At 37.8% G+C, this 15,023-nt stretch carries 14 protein-coding genes; 10 read left to right on the top strand and 4 right to left on the bottom strand.

What is annotated here, in order from left to right:
- The first annotated feature begins 392 nt into the window (after positions 1-392).
- The 6 genes from AACQ38_RS13495 to AACQ38_RS13470 all read left to right on the top strand — a co-directional run bounded on the left by AACQ38_RS13495 (position 393) and on the right by AACQ38_RS13470 (position 7,966).
- A complete protein-coding gene (locus tag AACQ38_RS13495; RefSeq protein ID WP_242685590.1) occupies positions 393-1,505 on the top strand; it encodes a PLP-dependent cysteine synthase family protein in 1,113 nt (370 codons plus the stop codon).
- Positions 1,495-2,685 (top strand): argininosuccinate synthase, encoded by a 1,191-nt coding sequence (gene argG, locus AACQ38_RS13490; RefSeq protein WP_165578337.1) that lies wholly within the window; start codon positions 1,495-1,497, stop codon positions 2,683-2,685. Before AACQ38_RS13495 ends, argG begins: the two co-directional genes overlap by 11 nt.
- A complete protein-coding gene (locus AACQ38_RS13485; protein ID WP_165578336.1) occupies positions 2,682-3,485 on the top strand; it encodes a dimethylarginine dimethylaminohydrolase family protein in 804 nt (267 codons plus the stop codon). The genes argG and AACQ38_RS13485 overlap by 4 nt, the downstream gene beginning before the upstream one ends.
- Before the next feature lie 23 nt (positions 3,486-3,508).
- Positions 3,509-5,206, top strand: coding sequence for a carbamoyltransferase family protein (locus AACQ38_RS13480; RefSeq protein ID WP_011148640.1), 1,698 nt, complete (start codon positions 3,509-3,511; stop codon positions 5,204-5,206).
- Positions 5,207-5,379: 173 nt separating this feature from the next.
- Positions 5,380-6,645 (top strand): MFS transporter, encoded by a 1,266-nt coding sequence (locus AACQ38_RS13475; RefSeq protein ID WP_240002195.1) that lies wholly within the window; start codon positions 5,380-5,382, stop codon positions 6,643-6,645.
- 10 nt (positions 6,646-6,655) lie between these two features.
- Positions 6,656-7,966, top strand: coding sequence for an ATP-grasp domain-containing protein (locus AACQ38_RS13470; RefSeq protein ID WP_011148638.1), 1,311 nt, complete (start codon positions 6,656-6,658; stop codon positions 7,964-7,966).
- A 36-nt stretch (positions 7,967-8,002) separates the two neighbouring features.
- Here AACQ38_RS13470 and AACQ38_RS13465 read toward each other — a convergent pair whose 3' ends face one another.
- Positions 8,003-8,719 (bottom strand): helix-turn-helix domain-containing protein, encoded by a 717-nt coding sequence (locus AACQ38_RS13465; protein ID WP_165578335.1) that lies wholly within the window; start codon positions 8,717-8,719, stop codon positions 8,003-8,005.
- Positions 8,720-8,989: 270 nt separating this feature from the next.
- On the opposite strand from AACQ38_RS13465, the gene AACQ38_RS13460 reads away from it, so the two are divergent.
- The 3 genes from AACQ38_RS13460 to cysQ all read left to right on the top strand — a co-directional run bounded on the left by AACQ38_RS13460 (position 8,990) and on the right by cysQ (position 11,576).
- Entirely contained in the window at positions 8,990-9,610 is a 621-nt protein-coding gene (locus tag AACQ38_RS13460; RefSeq protein ID WP_011148636.1) for a peptidylprolyl isomerase, read from the top strand.
- Between the two features lie 871 nt (positions 9,611-10,481).
- The gene (locus AACQ38_RS24110; protein WP_369931556.1) at positions 10,482-10,580 is read left to right on the top strand and encodes a tryptophan 7-halogenase; all 99 of its coding nucleotides are present in this window, start codon (positions 10,482-10,484) and stop codon (positions 10,578-10,580) included.
- A gap of 252 nt (positions 10,581-10,832) precedes the next feature.
- Positions 10,833-11,576, top strand: coding sequence for a 3'(2'),5'-bisphosphate nucleotidase CysQ (gene cysQ, locus AACQ38_RS13455; protein ID WP_011148635.1), 744 nt, complete (start codon positions 10,833-10,835; stop codon positions 11,574-11,576).
- An 80-nt stretch (positions 11,577-11,656) separates the two neighbouring features.
- On the opposite strand, the gene AACQ38_RS13450 is transcribed toward cysQ, so the two are convergent.
- Entirely contained in the window at positions 11,657-12,211 is a 555-nt protein-coding gene (locus AACQ38_RS13450) for a YtfJ family protein (protein ID WP_011148634.1), read from the bottom strand.
- 290 nt (positions 12,212-12,501) lie between these two features.
- Here AACQ38_RS13450 and AACQ38_RS13445 point away from each other — a divergent pair, with 290 nt between their 5' ends.
- Positions 12,502-12,708, top strand: a complete 207-nt coding sequence (locus tag AACQ38_RS13445; protein ID WP_165578334.1) for a DUF1107 domain-containing protein — start codon at positions 12,502-12,504, stop codon at positions 12,706-12,708.
- 111 nt (positions 12,709-12,819) lie between these two features.
- Here AACQ38_RS13445 and AACQ38_RS13440 read toward each other — a convergent pair whose 3' ends face one another.
- Positions 12,820-14,151 carry a hemolysin family protein gene (locus AACQ38_RS13440; RefSeq protein WP_011148632.1) on the bottom strand — a complete coding sequence of 444 codons (1,332 nt, stop codon included), beginning with the start codon at positions 14,149-14,151 and terminating at the stop codon, positions 12,820-12,822.
- A gap of 154 nt (positions 14,152-14,305) precedes the next feature.
- Positions 14,306-14,953 carry a peptide-methionine (S)-S-oxide reductase MsrA gene (gene msrA / locus AACQ38_RS13435; RefSeq protein WP_011148631.1) on the bottom strand — a complete coding sequence of 216 codons (648 nt, stop codon included), beginning with the start codon at positions 14,951-14,953 and terminating at the stop codon, positions 14,306-14,308.
- Positions 14,954-15,023 lie beyond the last annotated feature (70 nt).

The following is a 15,023-nucleotide window of genomic DNA, read 5'->3' as shown; positions in this document are numbered from 1 at the left end:
AATCTGGTATCTTTCTGTTTCGGTCAGTTGTGTATAGGCCATAGTGCATTTTCCTTTGGCGAGAAAGATGCCTACTATAGCAACTGACCGCCCTTCTGAAAAATTGCACTTATTAGTCGAATCCGCCACATAAGAATATTTAATAATATCAATATATATCCTTATTATTAAATAATAATATCAAAAATTTATATGGGGTTTTATTGATATAACTGTCAGAGTTGACAGTAGACTTTTAAGTGTAATTTTATAATTATAATTTTTGTTAATTAACCCTTGTGTGAGAACACAAATGAATGCGCTTATTGTTAATAGGTATGAGTTTATTCTCCATAGTTATTGGTAAATTGAATGGTTTCATTAATAAATTAATAGGTATATTAGATGTTTAATTGATTTATTTATTTGTTAATAAAAATACCTTGTCATCATTATATGTTCTTCATATTAACCTAGACATAAGGGATAAAGCTGGTATGAATCTTAGTAAAAACATATTACAAACTATAGGTAATACTCCAGTAGTTATGTTGAATGGTAGATATACTAAAGGTATTAATGTCTTTCTCAAAATGGAGAATATTAACCCCGGTGGGAGTATTAAAGATCGTATTGCAGTTGCTATGTTGGAAAGGGCTGAGGCTCAGGGAGAATTAAGACCGGGAATGGTGGTGATTGAGCCATCATCGGGGAATACGGCAATTGGTCTGGCAATGGCGTGTGCTGTTAAAGGTTATCGATTTATTGCGGTTTTAGATCGCATGGTGCCGGCAGCAAAACGCGATAAAATAAAAGCATTTGGTGCGGAAATTATTTTCCTACCAGAATTTGAAGCGGGAAAAGATACTGTCAAATATCGCATTGATTTAACTAAAGAGATTATAAAAGTCTATCCGAATGCGTTTAGCCCTATGCAATTTGAAAATCAGGTTAATCCTGATGAGCATTATCGTTCCACGGGGCGTGAGTTGTATGAAATCTTTGGCAATAATTTGACAGCTTGTTTTGCGACAGCAGGAAGTTGTGGAACACTGACTGGAATTTCCCGTTATTTGAAAGAGAAAGATCCACAGGTGCGAATTTATGGTGTTGAACCCGTGGGGTCAATTATTTTCGGTGGTGAACCAGGAAAATATCTGGTACAAGGTGCAGGATTAGCGTTTATACCTTCTATTTTGGATCGTACCAATATCGATATTACCTTGAAAGTTGCAGATATTGATGCATTCCGAGTAGCAAGAAAGTTAGCCAGAAATGAAGGTATTTTAATTGGTGGAACGGGAGGTTGTGCGGTAAGCGCAGCATTAAATTGCCTGGATGATTTTAAACCTGGCGATAATATTGTTGTCATTATTCCTGATAGTGGAGAACGTTATATCGACACAATTTATAATGATGCTTGGTTATTTGAAAATAATTTCTCAGAATTAATTGAGGAAAGTAAAACAGAACCTCAATTAGAAGAAATTATTACAAACATGGGGTGCGTATTAAATGAGTTCTGATCGCGTTTTGGTGATTTACTATAATCGCCTCTATAATCCTCTTATCATAAGAAGTCTTAAATCTGAATATAGAGAGGTAATTGCTCTTTATATTGATGAAGGGCAGGTAAGAGATATTGAAGATATTGAATTAGAATGCATGGTTGCAGGTGCTGATAAATTTATCTATAAAGATTATCGAGCGCAATATGCTGAACACTTCCTTAAAAAAGCGATAAAAGCGAATGCTATTTATCAAAATGGTTATTTTCTCAGTGCTGCACTTTCCCGGCCTGCGATTGCTGAGGCAGCAGTTGAAGTTGCCAATGAGCTCAATATTGATTATATTGCTCATCAATTCAGAGGTAATGATCAAGTCAGAATGGATATGAATATAGAAATTCTGAATAAAATACCTATTGCTTCGTTGAGAGATTTTAAATACGACGAAAATATTGTAAATAGTTATGCGATGAAATATGGTATTCCTCAAGAATTTGGTTGTAATAACCCTTATTCTACTAGTGAAAATATATGGGGATTAAGTGTCGAATGTGGTCCGTTGGCAGAACCAGAAGCATTAATTCCTGAAGATGCCAGAGAGAAATTATTTGAGCATGCACTATCAGCCACTGAGCCAATATTTTTGTCATTAGGTTTTGAGAATGGTATACCGATATCGATTGACGGCGAAAAGAAATCATTATATGAAATTATTGAAATATTAAATGAGATTGGTAAAAAACTATCAATTGGTATTTTTGATATTGTTGAAGATGGCATTGTCGGTTTGAAAACACGCGCAATTTATCAATCACCTGCCGCACATATCTTAATTACCGCCCATCGTGATTTAGAATGTTATTGTAGTAATCGTCACGAAAATTGGTTTAAAGAGATAGTTGATAAAAAATGGGTTGAATTAGTTTATTCTGGGCTTTGGTATGATCCCTTATTAACTCATTTAAACCACTTTATTGATAGCATGAATCAACATGTCAATGGTGAGATTAAGCTTGAATTAGGTTATAAATATGCCAATGTTTGTTCCCGTACTTCAAAGACAACTATCTATGATGATAATTTAGCAATATATAATTGTGGGCATTTATATAGTCAAAACGATGCAGAGGGATTTGCAAAAATATTTAATATTCATACTAAGCAAAGTGCTAAATCTAAGATGAGGCAAAAATTATGATTAAAGAATTATTAATGTGTAAACCGGATTTTTATGATATTGAATACGTTATTAATGATTGGATGGACCCTAATAATAGAGTCAATAAAGAATTGGCACAGCAACAATGGGATTTTCTTTATGAACGGTTGACTGAACGTGGTATCACTATTCGCACTATCGAGCCTGTTAATGGTTTGCCTGATATGACTTTCTCAGGTGATTGTGGCATGGTGCATAATAATAAATTCCTTGCGAGTAATTTCCGACACGCTGAACGCCAGGGGGAAAGCCAGCACTATATCGATTATCTGGAAAATCTAGGTTATGAGATACATCGTGTTGATGAAGATATCTATTTTGAAGGGCTTGGAGATGTTATCTATTGGGATAATGACATCATATTTGGTTATGGTCCTCGCTCAGATAAAGAAGCAATAAATACAATTCAGAAAGTTTATCCAGAACTTGAAGTTAAAGGTGAACTGCATATTCAGGATAAGACTTTCTTTCATGTGGCTCTGGCATTCTCGTTTATTGACAAAGATACAGTTATTTACTACCCAGAAGCATTTACTAAAGAGAGCCAGAATTATATTGCTGAAACATTTGAACGCCGGATCTCAATATCAGAACATGATGCTAAGGAATTATTTGTCTGTAATAATATCCCAATAGGTAAAGATATTCTCATGCATGATTGTTCTATAGAGGTTGAACGTCAATTAAATAATTATGGTTATAATGTCATTAAATGCGATATGAGTGAATTCTTAAAGAGTGGTGGTAGTCTGCGTTGCTTAGTATTAAAAGTTAAATAATTATAATGGGAGGATAATAAGTCATGTATATTTTAGGTATAAATTCAGTTTACCATGAATCAGCAGTTTGCTTATTAAAAGATGGAGAAACTATTTTTGCCATTGAAGAAGAGCGTCTCAATAGAAGAAAACACGGAAAACCAGCAAATGTTGATAATCCTGATGAACTGCCATTGGCTTCCATTGAAGTTGCATTAGACTTTGCGGGTATTCGCTTGGAAGATGTGAGTCATATTGGGTTTTCTATTGATCCGATAGAGCGAAGAAAATCAGTCTTTATTGATGAAGTCACCAGTGAAGGCAATTGGGGAAGTGTATCGGGTGAGTCCATTTTTTATCGTAAAACCACTTCAGTACCAGAAATTTTACAATCAATGGGATTCCGTGGTCAATTTCATTGGGTTCCTCATCACACAGCTCATGCGGCATCTGCTTATTTTGTTTCGCCATTTGATAAAGCGTTAACTTTATCACTTGATGGTGTGGGAGAGGATAATACCGCAGGGGTATATCTGGGCGATGGCAATAGTCTGAAAAAAATTAAAACTATTGAATACCCTAATTCAATCGGTTTTATGTGGGAGAAATTGGCAGAATTCCTGGGCTTCTCTGTATACGATGCCTGTAAGGTGATGGGAATGTCTGCTTATGGTAAGCCTGAAGGTTTTATGCCGGCGTTCCAACAACTTGTCAAAATTTATGAGAAAGGTGAGTTTACTATCGATAACACCATTCTCAATTTCCGCAGCCAAGACTTTTCTAAATTAGAATCTTTGTTTGGTATTGAGAAAAGAGTTCCCGGTGGAGAGGTAGCGCAGGAATATTATGATATTGCTGCTTCTCTCCAGCAAATAACTGATGAAATAGTGTTAAATATGGCTCATCATTATTTGCAGGAAACAGCAACGAATAAACTCTGCCTTGCAGGTGGCGTTGCATTGAATTGCATAACGAATAAACGATTATATGAAGAGTTGGATATCGAAGATATCTTTGTTCAGCCTGCTGCACATGATGCCGGGACTGCCACAGGTGCCGCCCTATTTATTTGGCATCATATTCTTGAAAATAATCAGCGCTATCCTCTGACTCATACCTATTGGGGTCTGGAATATAGTGAAGATGATTACCAGCGTAGTTTGAAGGCCCACGGTTTGGACTGGACATATGAAGAGAATATTCATGAAGTTGTCGCAGGCTTGCTGGCTGAAAATAATGTCGTTGGCTGGTTCCAGGGGAGGATGGAATTTGGGCCGCGGGCATTAGGTAATCGTAGTTTGTTGGCTGATCCAAGAAATAAAGATATTCGCGATTTAATGAATCGTAAAGTTAAACATCGTGAAATGTTTAGGCCATTTGCGCCTAGTGTATTGCGTCAACATGTTGCTGATTGGTTCCATGTTCGGAAGGAATTACCGGAAGCTGCAAAATATATGTTGTTAGCGATGGATGCTAAAGTGGATAAAGCATCGAAAATTCCGGCAGTGGTTCACGAAGATGGTACTGCCAGAGTTCAGGTGGTAGATAGTGCATCAAATCCAGATTATGCCCAGTTGATTGAGGCATTTTATCGGAAAACCGGTGTGCCTTTGTTGCTGAACACCTCTTATAATGATAGCGAACCGATTGTTTGTTCACCGGAAGATGCTATTAAAACTTTCATGAAAACTAATATTGATTATTTAGTTTTGGGGAATTATTTGATTAAATCGATTCATTAATTATTGCAGAGTAAACGTCTATCCCAGTAGGTGTAATTGATGAAATCAATTTGGGCATTGCTCAGTTTCAAATTGATAAATACAATAGTTTAATGGGATAGATATACCCTTTATGGATTTCAAGATGGATCGCGACGGCAAGGGAGTGAATCCCCGGGAGCATAGATAACGATGTGACCGGGGTGAGCGAGTGCAGCCAACAAAGAGGCAACTTGAAAGATAACGGGTATAATAAGGTTGAGGTAATATTAATGATACATAAGATCATACTGGCTCGATTTTTTTCTGTTTTTTCAGAGGCATTTGTTATGTTCGCTGTGCCTGTATTAGTATATACCTCAACTAATAGTGCTTCACTTTCATCTTTTGCTTTTGGGCTTGAACGGCTATTCAGAGTGATTTCTCTCCCTATTTCTGGTTGGATGGGGGACAGGATGCATACTTTGGTTATGTTATTCCTGAGTGATATTCTTCGATCATTAGTTTGCTTATTTCTTTTTATCCTTTCATTTATATATTCTGATAATAGCATCGTATATATCATTATTTCTCTCTCATGTGTTTTATCCTTTTTTAGCGGGGCGGGATATGTCAACCTTGAAGGTTTTGTCTCTAAAAACATGAGTGCAATAGAATTACCTTCGGTTAACTCTCGTTTACAATTTGTTGAACAGTTTACCTATATTGCAGCCCCGGCGGTTGTCGGCGTGCTGGTTTATAAATTCAGTGTTTATGCGGTATTTGCATTTGCATTTTTTCCTTTCCTGATTAGTAGCTTGATATGGTTTCAGCTACAAAGGAAAAACAGGATTGAAGAACGCGCTAATAGAGAAGGGTATAATCTGCCGGCCATTTTTAAGTTCTTGATGGAAAATCCACCCTTGTTACGCGTCATTAGCCTGACATTCCTGATGAATGTGATGCAAGGTGCTATTTTGTCAACGGCAGTTTATGTTATCACCAGTGTTTTTTCACAGCCGAAAGGGAGTTATGCTCAGCTTTTGGCTTATGCGGGGCTGGTGAATTGTTGTGTTTTTTTTATTGCGCCAAAATTGTGCCGGATTTTTGATGTACGTATCGTTGGTGTAACGGCTTTTCTGATTGCGTTATGTGGTCTGACACTGTTTGCTACTGGGCCGTTATTTGTGGTTTACACATTAGGTTTCTTACTGGTTATTGGTTCGGAAGGTTGTTTTAATCTTTTTTCCCGCTCTTATCGAGCAAGTCTTATTCCGAAGCAGCGTTTTTCTCAGTATCTTGGTGTGGTGCTGGTTTTGAATCAGTTAGCGACACCTTTAACCAGTTTTATTTGTGCTAATTTACTGAACTATTTTTCCTACAATAGTATTTATCTGATATTCTCTGCATTTGTTTTATTGATGTTTATTATTATTAACCCTTATCGTTCGCTTAAATTTAATCTGCATAATAGTCAATAATGGAGGAAATATGAGTTCGAAAAAATATTTGTTAGTGCTTGATTATCTTCCGGCAAGGCTGAATGAAATCGTCAATATTCGTGACTATATTCGATATAATTACTCCCTTGAGTTGGTGATTATTAGCGATATGTTGTCCGGTGAGGAAAAAAATGTTACACCATTTGTCTATCATATTCCTGTACGAACAGAAAATTATGTTGATGACAATTATGTTGATCGTGTGATGACCGTTCTTGCTGAACTTAATATGACATGTGCTGGTATTCTTCCTTTTATGGATGCGGTATCTGGGTATGCGGCTGTTATCGCGAAGAAATTAAACGTTTATGGTGATGATCCCAAATTAAGTTTCGCAGGTATTGAGAAATATCAATTTCGTCAACAAGAAACTCGAATATTACCGTTGCTTGCGGCACAACATATTAAAACGCCTCGATATACTTTCATTAATGAGATTAAAGAGCTAGAAGAGTTTTATGATTCTGTTCCGTATGGTGTGATTATTAAGCCTAATTGTGGTCGGGCAAATGTAGGCGTGGTAGCGGTTAAAGATAGAAGTAAAATCCCAACGGCTTTTGCTCAATCTGTTGAGCAATCTGGTGGTAATCAAATTCTTGCAGAAGAACTTATTATTTTCGATACAGAATATTCGTACGATGGTATTGGTTGTATGGCATTTTTAACGCAAAAAGTTTCCCAGAAAGGGGAATTTCCTGTTGAAATAGGGCAAATAGTTCCGGCGCAATGTGATGGCAGAAATACGATTGCATTACATAAAGCAGGGCAGGCAATGAATCTGATTTCAGGGCAGACTTTTGGCGCATTCCATAATGAGATTAAGCAAGATAGTAAAACGGGAGAAACTTTTCTGGTTGAAACTAATCGTAGACCCGCGGGTATGCGTATTTGGGATATGGCTAACCGGGTATATGGTATAAGCTTGCAGGAAATTTGGGTTGACCATTTAGTCAAAGGATTTAGTGATCGAATGATATTGCCAGAAGCAAAGGGAAGAGCATTTTTGATTAATTTACTGGCAGGTAAAGACGGCAAAATTAATGATAAATTCGATCAAACAGAAATTAATGAAGTGTTATTAGCATCTGTTGATAATATTTTGAGTAAATTATATTACGAAATTATTGCAATAAAAATTAATTTAGATAAGAATTCACCGGTTTATGAAACACCAAAAAGCAATAATGATTTCTGTGGTTATGTTTGTGTGCATATTAATGATGAGCACGTCAAATGTGAATCCCTGATGAATGAAATTAATGATGCATGGAGGGATATATTGTCTAATTATATTTTATAATTTCGTGTGGTTAGAGCCTTATTTGGGCTCTAATTGTTATATGATTAGATTATATGCTATTGCTTTAGCAACTGCTGCAACTTTATTGGGAACCACTAATTTCTCCATAACATTGTTAATGTGGAAATTAACTGTTCTTGTTGAAATATCCAGTATATCGGCTATTTCAGCAGAAGTTTTTCCCTCACAAGTCCATCTTATGACTTCAACTTCTCTGGTAGAGAGCGTTGGAATAATGATTTTATCCTTTTTATTTTTTAGGTTATTAAATGTTTTTATGCATTCATTTGCCAATATGCCTAATACTCCTGCTTTATTAAGTATTTCATTATGGGAAATAGTGCCTTCTTTTCTGGCAACTGAAAAAATCGACCTTTCTCCATGATAACCTTTAATTTTGATTGAAAGACTATTTTTGACTTCATTTTTATTTGAATTTGATTTTTCAATCGTAAAATCAGTGTCTTTTGATATTTTATCATTACAAACTGACGGAATAGAGAAAGTGTAATCACCATTCATTAATTGGTCGCTGTCATGATTATTATCTTGATTATAATTACTTGCAGTTTCTATATTTAGGTTGGTTATTAGAACATATTTTTTTGTCGTGAATGGATATTTTTCTTCCTGATAAATTGAGTAGAATTCAAAACCCAGATAGTTTATCGCGTTTAATAGCCTCTTTTCTAATTCAGGCATGGTTTTGGACTTTTTAATTTCTGATAAAATTTCATTAAATGATGTGTTCATAAGATTTTCCTCATCATATAATATTTGCAATAAAATTAATTTTATATAAAAAATATTTTATTCATATAATCAATTATAAGTAAAAATTTTAAAAAATTGAATTTTTATATTGTAACCTTTAAGAAATAAATATGCTACTTAGAATTATATCTATTATTAGCGCTTATATATTGGGGCGACATGTATTTTCCTGGTGACATCTTCGGTTTACCCTGCTGCATCGCGCTGTTATGCTTACAGGTCTAATTTAATTTGATCACAGGTATTTTCATGGCAAAACTTTCTTTTGACTCTATCGAAGCACAAGCAAGTTATGGGGTTGGCTTGCAAGTTGGTCAGCAATTACTGGAGTCTGGCCTGCAAGGTCTGGAACCTGAAGCGTTGTTAGCGGGGTTATGCGATGCGCTGGAAAATCATTCTCCAGCGGTGCCGGTCGATATATTGCATCGTGCCTTACGTGAAATGCATGAACGTGCAGATGGTGTGCGTCGTGAACGTCAGCAAGTTATGGCAGAAGAGGGACAGAAATTTCTGGCAGAAAATGCTCAGCGTGACGGTATAAGCACGACAGAATCTGGTTTACAGTTCTCTGTACTAAAACAGGGTGATGGTGCAATTCCTGCCCATACTGACCACGTGCGTGTCCATTACACGGGGCGTCTGATTGATGGCACCGTGTTTGACAGCTCAGTACAGCGTGGTGAACCTGCTGAATTTCCTGTGAATGGGGTGATTGCTGGATGGATTGAAGCATTGACGTTGATGCCTGTCGGTTCTAAATGGGAACTTTATATCCCTTATAATTTGGCTTATGGCGAGCGTGGTGCCGGTGCATCGATTCCCCCATATAGCACTCTGATTTTCGAGGTAGAATTGTTGGATATTCTGTAAGTTTTATCCACAAGTAGGTTTAAAAAAATAGCCGGTATATTCGTCTCAGACTACTGACAAACCCATTTAAAAAATGGGGGTATTTTCAAACCATCGAAAATTTCAGCTAGGATGTTGCCGATGAACTGGCTTTCCCTCAATTTCCTAATTATTTCTTTAAATAAGATCTTTGGCCCACTATCTTCCTAGCTATTCTGTGTCATTGCCACCAGCATTTGGATTCTCTCTAATCTTAACCGTGTTCATAATGCCGTTTTGCATTGGCAAGATTAGGTTTCACTGTCTCCTTTAGCTTGTTAGCACTTATTTACTTTACCTTTGGCTGAGTTTCAGTCTTTCGAGCATTTTTTATTTTTTTAATAACTTTAGTGACAAATAAACAATATTTTGTTTGTTTTTATTATAAAAACAATATTGATTTATTAAATATATTTAAGAATAGCATGGATACTTTATTGTATCAACGATTATGAAAGGTCTGGCGGATTAATAAGCCAGGAAATTATCTTGATATAAAGGAAATGAATACAATTGAAATATCATTATTAATATCCTATTTTTCTCACCGTATTTACCAACCGATGTCTCGGTGATTAAATCGATGGAAACTTTCCATCTGATAAGCTCGTTACGTTATCTAATTGAGAATGAAACTGCCCGAAAATAATTTTTGAATTCTCCTGATGTTAGGAATATGGTCCAGAAAAACGCTTTTATTGCCAAAAGCCTGGTGGAAATGAATGCACTTCTTCTTGAGCTATCACTGAAATGCTCCCGAATACGGCGCTGGGTGTGATGGATGAACCGTGCGAATGTCTGATTGATCACAATGCGGTCAAATATCTTGAAGGTTTAATGCTTGCTTAGATGAATTGTTGGTGGTACAGCGGGTTGGATGACGGCATCATATTGGGCAAAAGTGTTTGGTGAGAACATGAAGATCACAGTGATTGCATCAGATTGTCAATAACTTGAGCAGGTATATCCGGCTGTTTTTATTTTAGGAGTGGTAATAAAATTCTTATCGTTCCAATAAAAAGATCAATTGGTAATATAGTCTATACCCTATGGATTTCAAGATGCATCGCGGCGGCAAGGGAGTGAATCCCCGGGAGCATAGCAAACTATGTGACCGGGAGTGAGCGAGTGCAGCCAACAAAGAGGCAATTTGAAAGATAACGGGTATAAAATGATAACAGATGACTAACCGCAGAGGTGTGTGATGCTAGAACAAATCTGCCAACTGGCTCAGGAAGCTGGTGCGGCTATTATGACAATTTATCAGGATGAACATCCCCTGAAAGTTGATCATAAGCAAGATGATTCACCGGTTACTATGGCTGATATTGTGGCTCATAAAATAATTAAAGCCGGATTATCCCGTATCGCCCCAGAAATTCCACTGTTGTCGGAAGAAGAGCTTCCTACTTGGGAAGAGAGGCGTGATTGGAAGCGCTATTGGTTAGTTGATCCTCTGGATGGTACCAAGGAATTTATTAATCGTAACGGTGAATTTACGGTTAATATCGCCTTGATTGATGAGGGCGTTCCTGTGATGGGCGTTATATATGCTCCTGTGCAGGATACGCTTTATTCCGGGCAAGGGCGGCAGGCATGGAAAAAAGCCTGTGGAGGTCAATGTTTGCCGATTAAGATTCGTGATGCTAATCCACCAATGGTCGTTGTTAGCCGCTCTCATATGGATACAGAATTAGAAGATTATCTCAATCAATTAGGTGAACATCAGACGGTTTCTGTAGGGTCTTCACTAAAGTTCTGTTTGGTGGCGGAAGGAAAAGCGCAACTTTATCCTCGCTTTGGGCCCACTCATATCTGGGATACTGCGGCGGGTCACGCTATAGCCATTGCTGCTGGTGCTCACGTGACGAACTGGAAAGGTCAGACGCTAGATTATACGCCTCGTGAATCATTCCTGAATCCGGGATTTAGAGTAACGATTTTTTAATCATGGCTGTTTTTTAGCGGAGCTGTGGTGATAAGGGCAAACGAAAACATACCTGCAAGTCGTTATCACCACGGATGTTTTTACTGTAGTTCCTTACGAACTAATTCAATGACCTGTTTGATTTCACTACTGTTTAATGCACCTTCTTTGGTAAACTTCGCTGCGCCATTTTTGTCCAGGACAATAATGGCAGAACTTTTAGCTTCCAACTGCCAAGCTTTTTTGGCCACACCGTTGCTGTCAGCGATAAACTGAGACCACGGAAACTCTCTTTTGCTATCTTCAATACTGCTGCGGACAAAGGGTCCAGTACCGAATATGGCATCATTGATATTGATGATGGTGGTTGTTTGGTATTTTTCTTTTGAAAAATCAGCGCGTTTTATTTCTTCTATCAGTGGAGCATTCATCTCTTTAGCTGCACTACGACCTGCAATATGTTGTATGACTCTCACTTTACCAATCAGTTTTCCACTATCCCAATTTTGGTAGCTAAACTTGTTATTGTTGAGTAACAACTCACCTTTATCAGAAACACTGATCGCAGGAACCTGTTGTTCCAGAGTGATGTTGTGGGCGAATGCTAAAGCAGGAGAACAAAGTAGCGCAGCATATAGCATAAAGTTCTTTATCATAATTTTTCCTTTGTAGGTTAGTGTGACAATGCATGGATCTCTAGCATAGCGGGTATTAACTGATTTATCTCTTTAAAGAAGATCAAATTTTTAACATTAAGTAAGAGATAAAGTTACATAGTTATGTATATCTAAATATCTGTCATTTTATGTAAATTCAGTGCATAAAACTAAAAATGGAGGGAACAAAATCGGATAAATTCAGTCTATTATTCTACATAACGGTATGGTGTGTGGAGTTGGCTCACCAAACGTAACCGTAAGAAGTCGCTAGGAGGAAAAAAGCAGAGATGAAAATTTTTCACCGACATAACCCACTGAAAATTGCTCTCTACGTTAAAACTTTATTCCGTGGACGTTTATACATTAAAGACATGGGGGCTTTTGAATTTGACTGCGGCAAAATTTTACCGCCGAAGGTGAGAGATAAGCGCCATTTTAGTGTAATGAGCGAAGTCAATCAGCAAGTGCTACGTTTGCAGGCCGAAATAGGATAGATAACGAAAAAGAATCGGGTTGCATACTGGTGTAATCTGCGCCACAAAATAACAATAAGTGGCGCTTAACATGAGAATACTAAACGGCCTTAGCTCAAGAATAGGCCGTTTTTATTTATCATCACTGATAGGCTGGTTTTGCGTGGGTGCCGTGGTGAGAGTATCAGTAATTTTTGTGACTAATAGCTGATCGATTTTGTAGTTATCAATATCGACAACTTCAAATTTGTAACCAGCAAACTTAACTGAATCAGTACGCTTTGGAATTTTACGCAACCGAAACATCATGAAACCTGCAATGGTTTCATAGTTACTTGAATCAGGAAAATCATCAATATCCAGTACACGCTGTACATCATCAATAGGTGTTCCTCCTTCTACTAACCATGAATTTTCGTCACGGATGATGATCTGCTCTTCTTGTCCTTGGTCGACTAAATCACCCATCAGTGTGGTCATAACATCATTAAGGGTAATCACACCCATTACCAATGCATATTCATTCAGAATAATAGCGAAATCTTCACCCGCCGCTTTAAAACTTTCCAGTGCATCTGAAAGTGTCAAGGTATCTGGAATGATCAGCGCGTTGCGGATCTGGACACCTTTATTGAAGCTTAGGCTTTGACCACTTAGGACACGGTTAAGCAGATCTTTGGAATCCACATAACCGATAACGTGATCAATATCTCTATCACATATCAGGTACTTGGAATGTGGCTGGCTAGAAACCCGCTGTTTGATACTTTCCTCACTTTCATCCTTATCGAAGTAAATGATACTTTCCCTTGAGGTCATGGCAGAAGGCACTGTGCGGGATTCGAGCTCGAACACGTTTTCAATCAGTTCATGCTCTTGTTTACGCAGCACACCCGCAACAGCCCCTGCTTCCACAACCGCAAAAATATCATCGGATGTGATATCTTCATTACGTGCTGTCGGAATTTTAAAGAGCTTAAAGATAAGATCAGACAGGCCATTAAATAGCCAAACTAGTGGGCGAAAAACGGTCAGACAGAAACGCATTGGGTTAACGATTTTCACGGCGACTGCTTCAGGCTTAATCATGCCGATACGTTTTGGTGTCAAGTCAGCGAGCAAAATAAATATACTGGTCACAATGATAAATGAGCAGATAAAGCCCAACTGGTCTGCCCATTCGGGGCGCATAAATTTCATGAAAAACGTTTTCAATGAAGGAGAGAATGCGGATTCACCGACAACACCTGCCAAAATTGCTACTGCATTTAGGCCGATTTGCACCACGGTAAAAAACATTCCCGGTGTTTCTTGTAATTTGAGGACATGAGCTGCGTTGATATTACCTTCATCTGCCATCAGTTTTAGTTTGATTCTCCTAGAGGCAGCAAGAGAGATTTCAGATAACGAAAAAAAGGCGCTTATCGCGCACAATAGAAATACTATTAAGAGACTATTTAGCATAAGGAATCCATGTTCAACCTCCGGTGGTAGGGTAGGTTGTCATTAGAAAAGCACCGGAGGAAACAATAAAAATCATATAAAATAAAAAGTGACGACAAACACTTAGAAAGCTATTGATTAGCGTAGTAATTATAACATTAATTAAATGTAGCGACTAGTTTTCGTTCATTTTGGGTAGGCAAACACCAATACCGCCTAGCCCGCAATACCCCTCAGGATTCTTAAATAGATACTGTTGGTGATAGTCTTCAGCAAAATAGAATGGCCCCGCTTCTGTGATCTCCGTTGTAATAGGGCGATTGTCGCTTTGTTGTTGCATTGCTTTTTGGAAGTGTTCACGGCTGGCTAATGCCAGTTCATGTTGCTGAGGTGACACGGTATAAATCGCGGAGCGATATTGAGAACCAATATCCCCGCCCTGGCGCATCCCTTGAGCAGGATCGTGGTTTTCCCAGAAGAGTTTTAATAAGTTTTCGTAGCTGTTTTTTGCTGGATCGTAAACAATTCTAACAACCTCAGCATGTCCGGTCAGGCCGCTACAAATTTCTTCGTAAGTTGGATTCGCTGTTGTACCGCCGCTATAACCTGCGGAGGTGGTGTAAATATCAGGTTGTTGCCAGAATAGGCGTTCTACGCCCCAGAAGCATCCCATACCAAAATAGGCCACTTCCATATTTTCTGGAACAGGTTCTATCGTATGATCAGTAACAGCATGGTTAGGTGAAACCTTAAGTGGCTCAGTTCTGCCTGGTAATGCACTATGAGGATCAATAGATAGGCTTTTATTAGCTGAAGTTGGCACAATTCACTCCCGTAATTATTAAGTTTTCAGATATTGATAGATTGTATATATTGTAAACTTTACTCAAGAT

The organism is Photorhabdus sp. RW14-46 (assembly GCF_963887965.1).
GTDB classification, from domain to species: domain Bacteria; phylum Pseudomonadota; class Gammaproteobacteria; order Enterobacterales; family Enterobacteriaceae; genus Photorhabdus; species Photorhabdus laumondii.
This window is presented reverse-complemented; position numbering and strand designations above follow the sequence as displayed.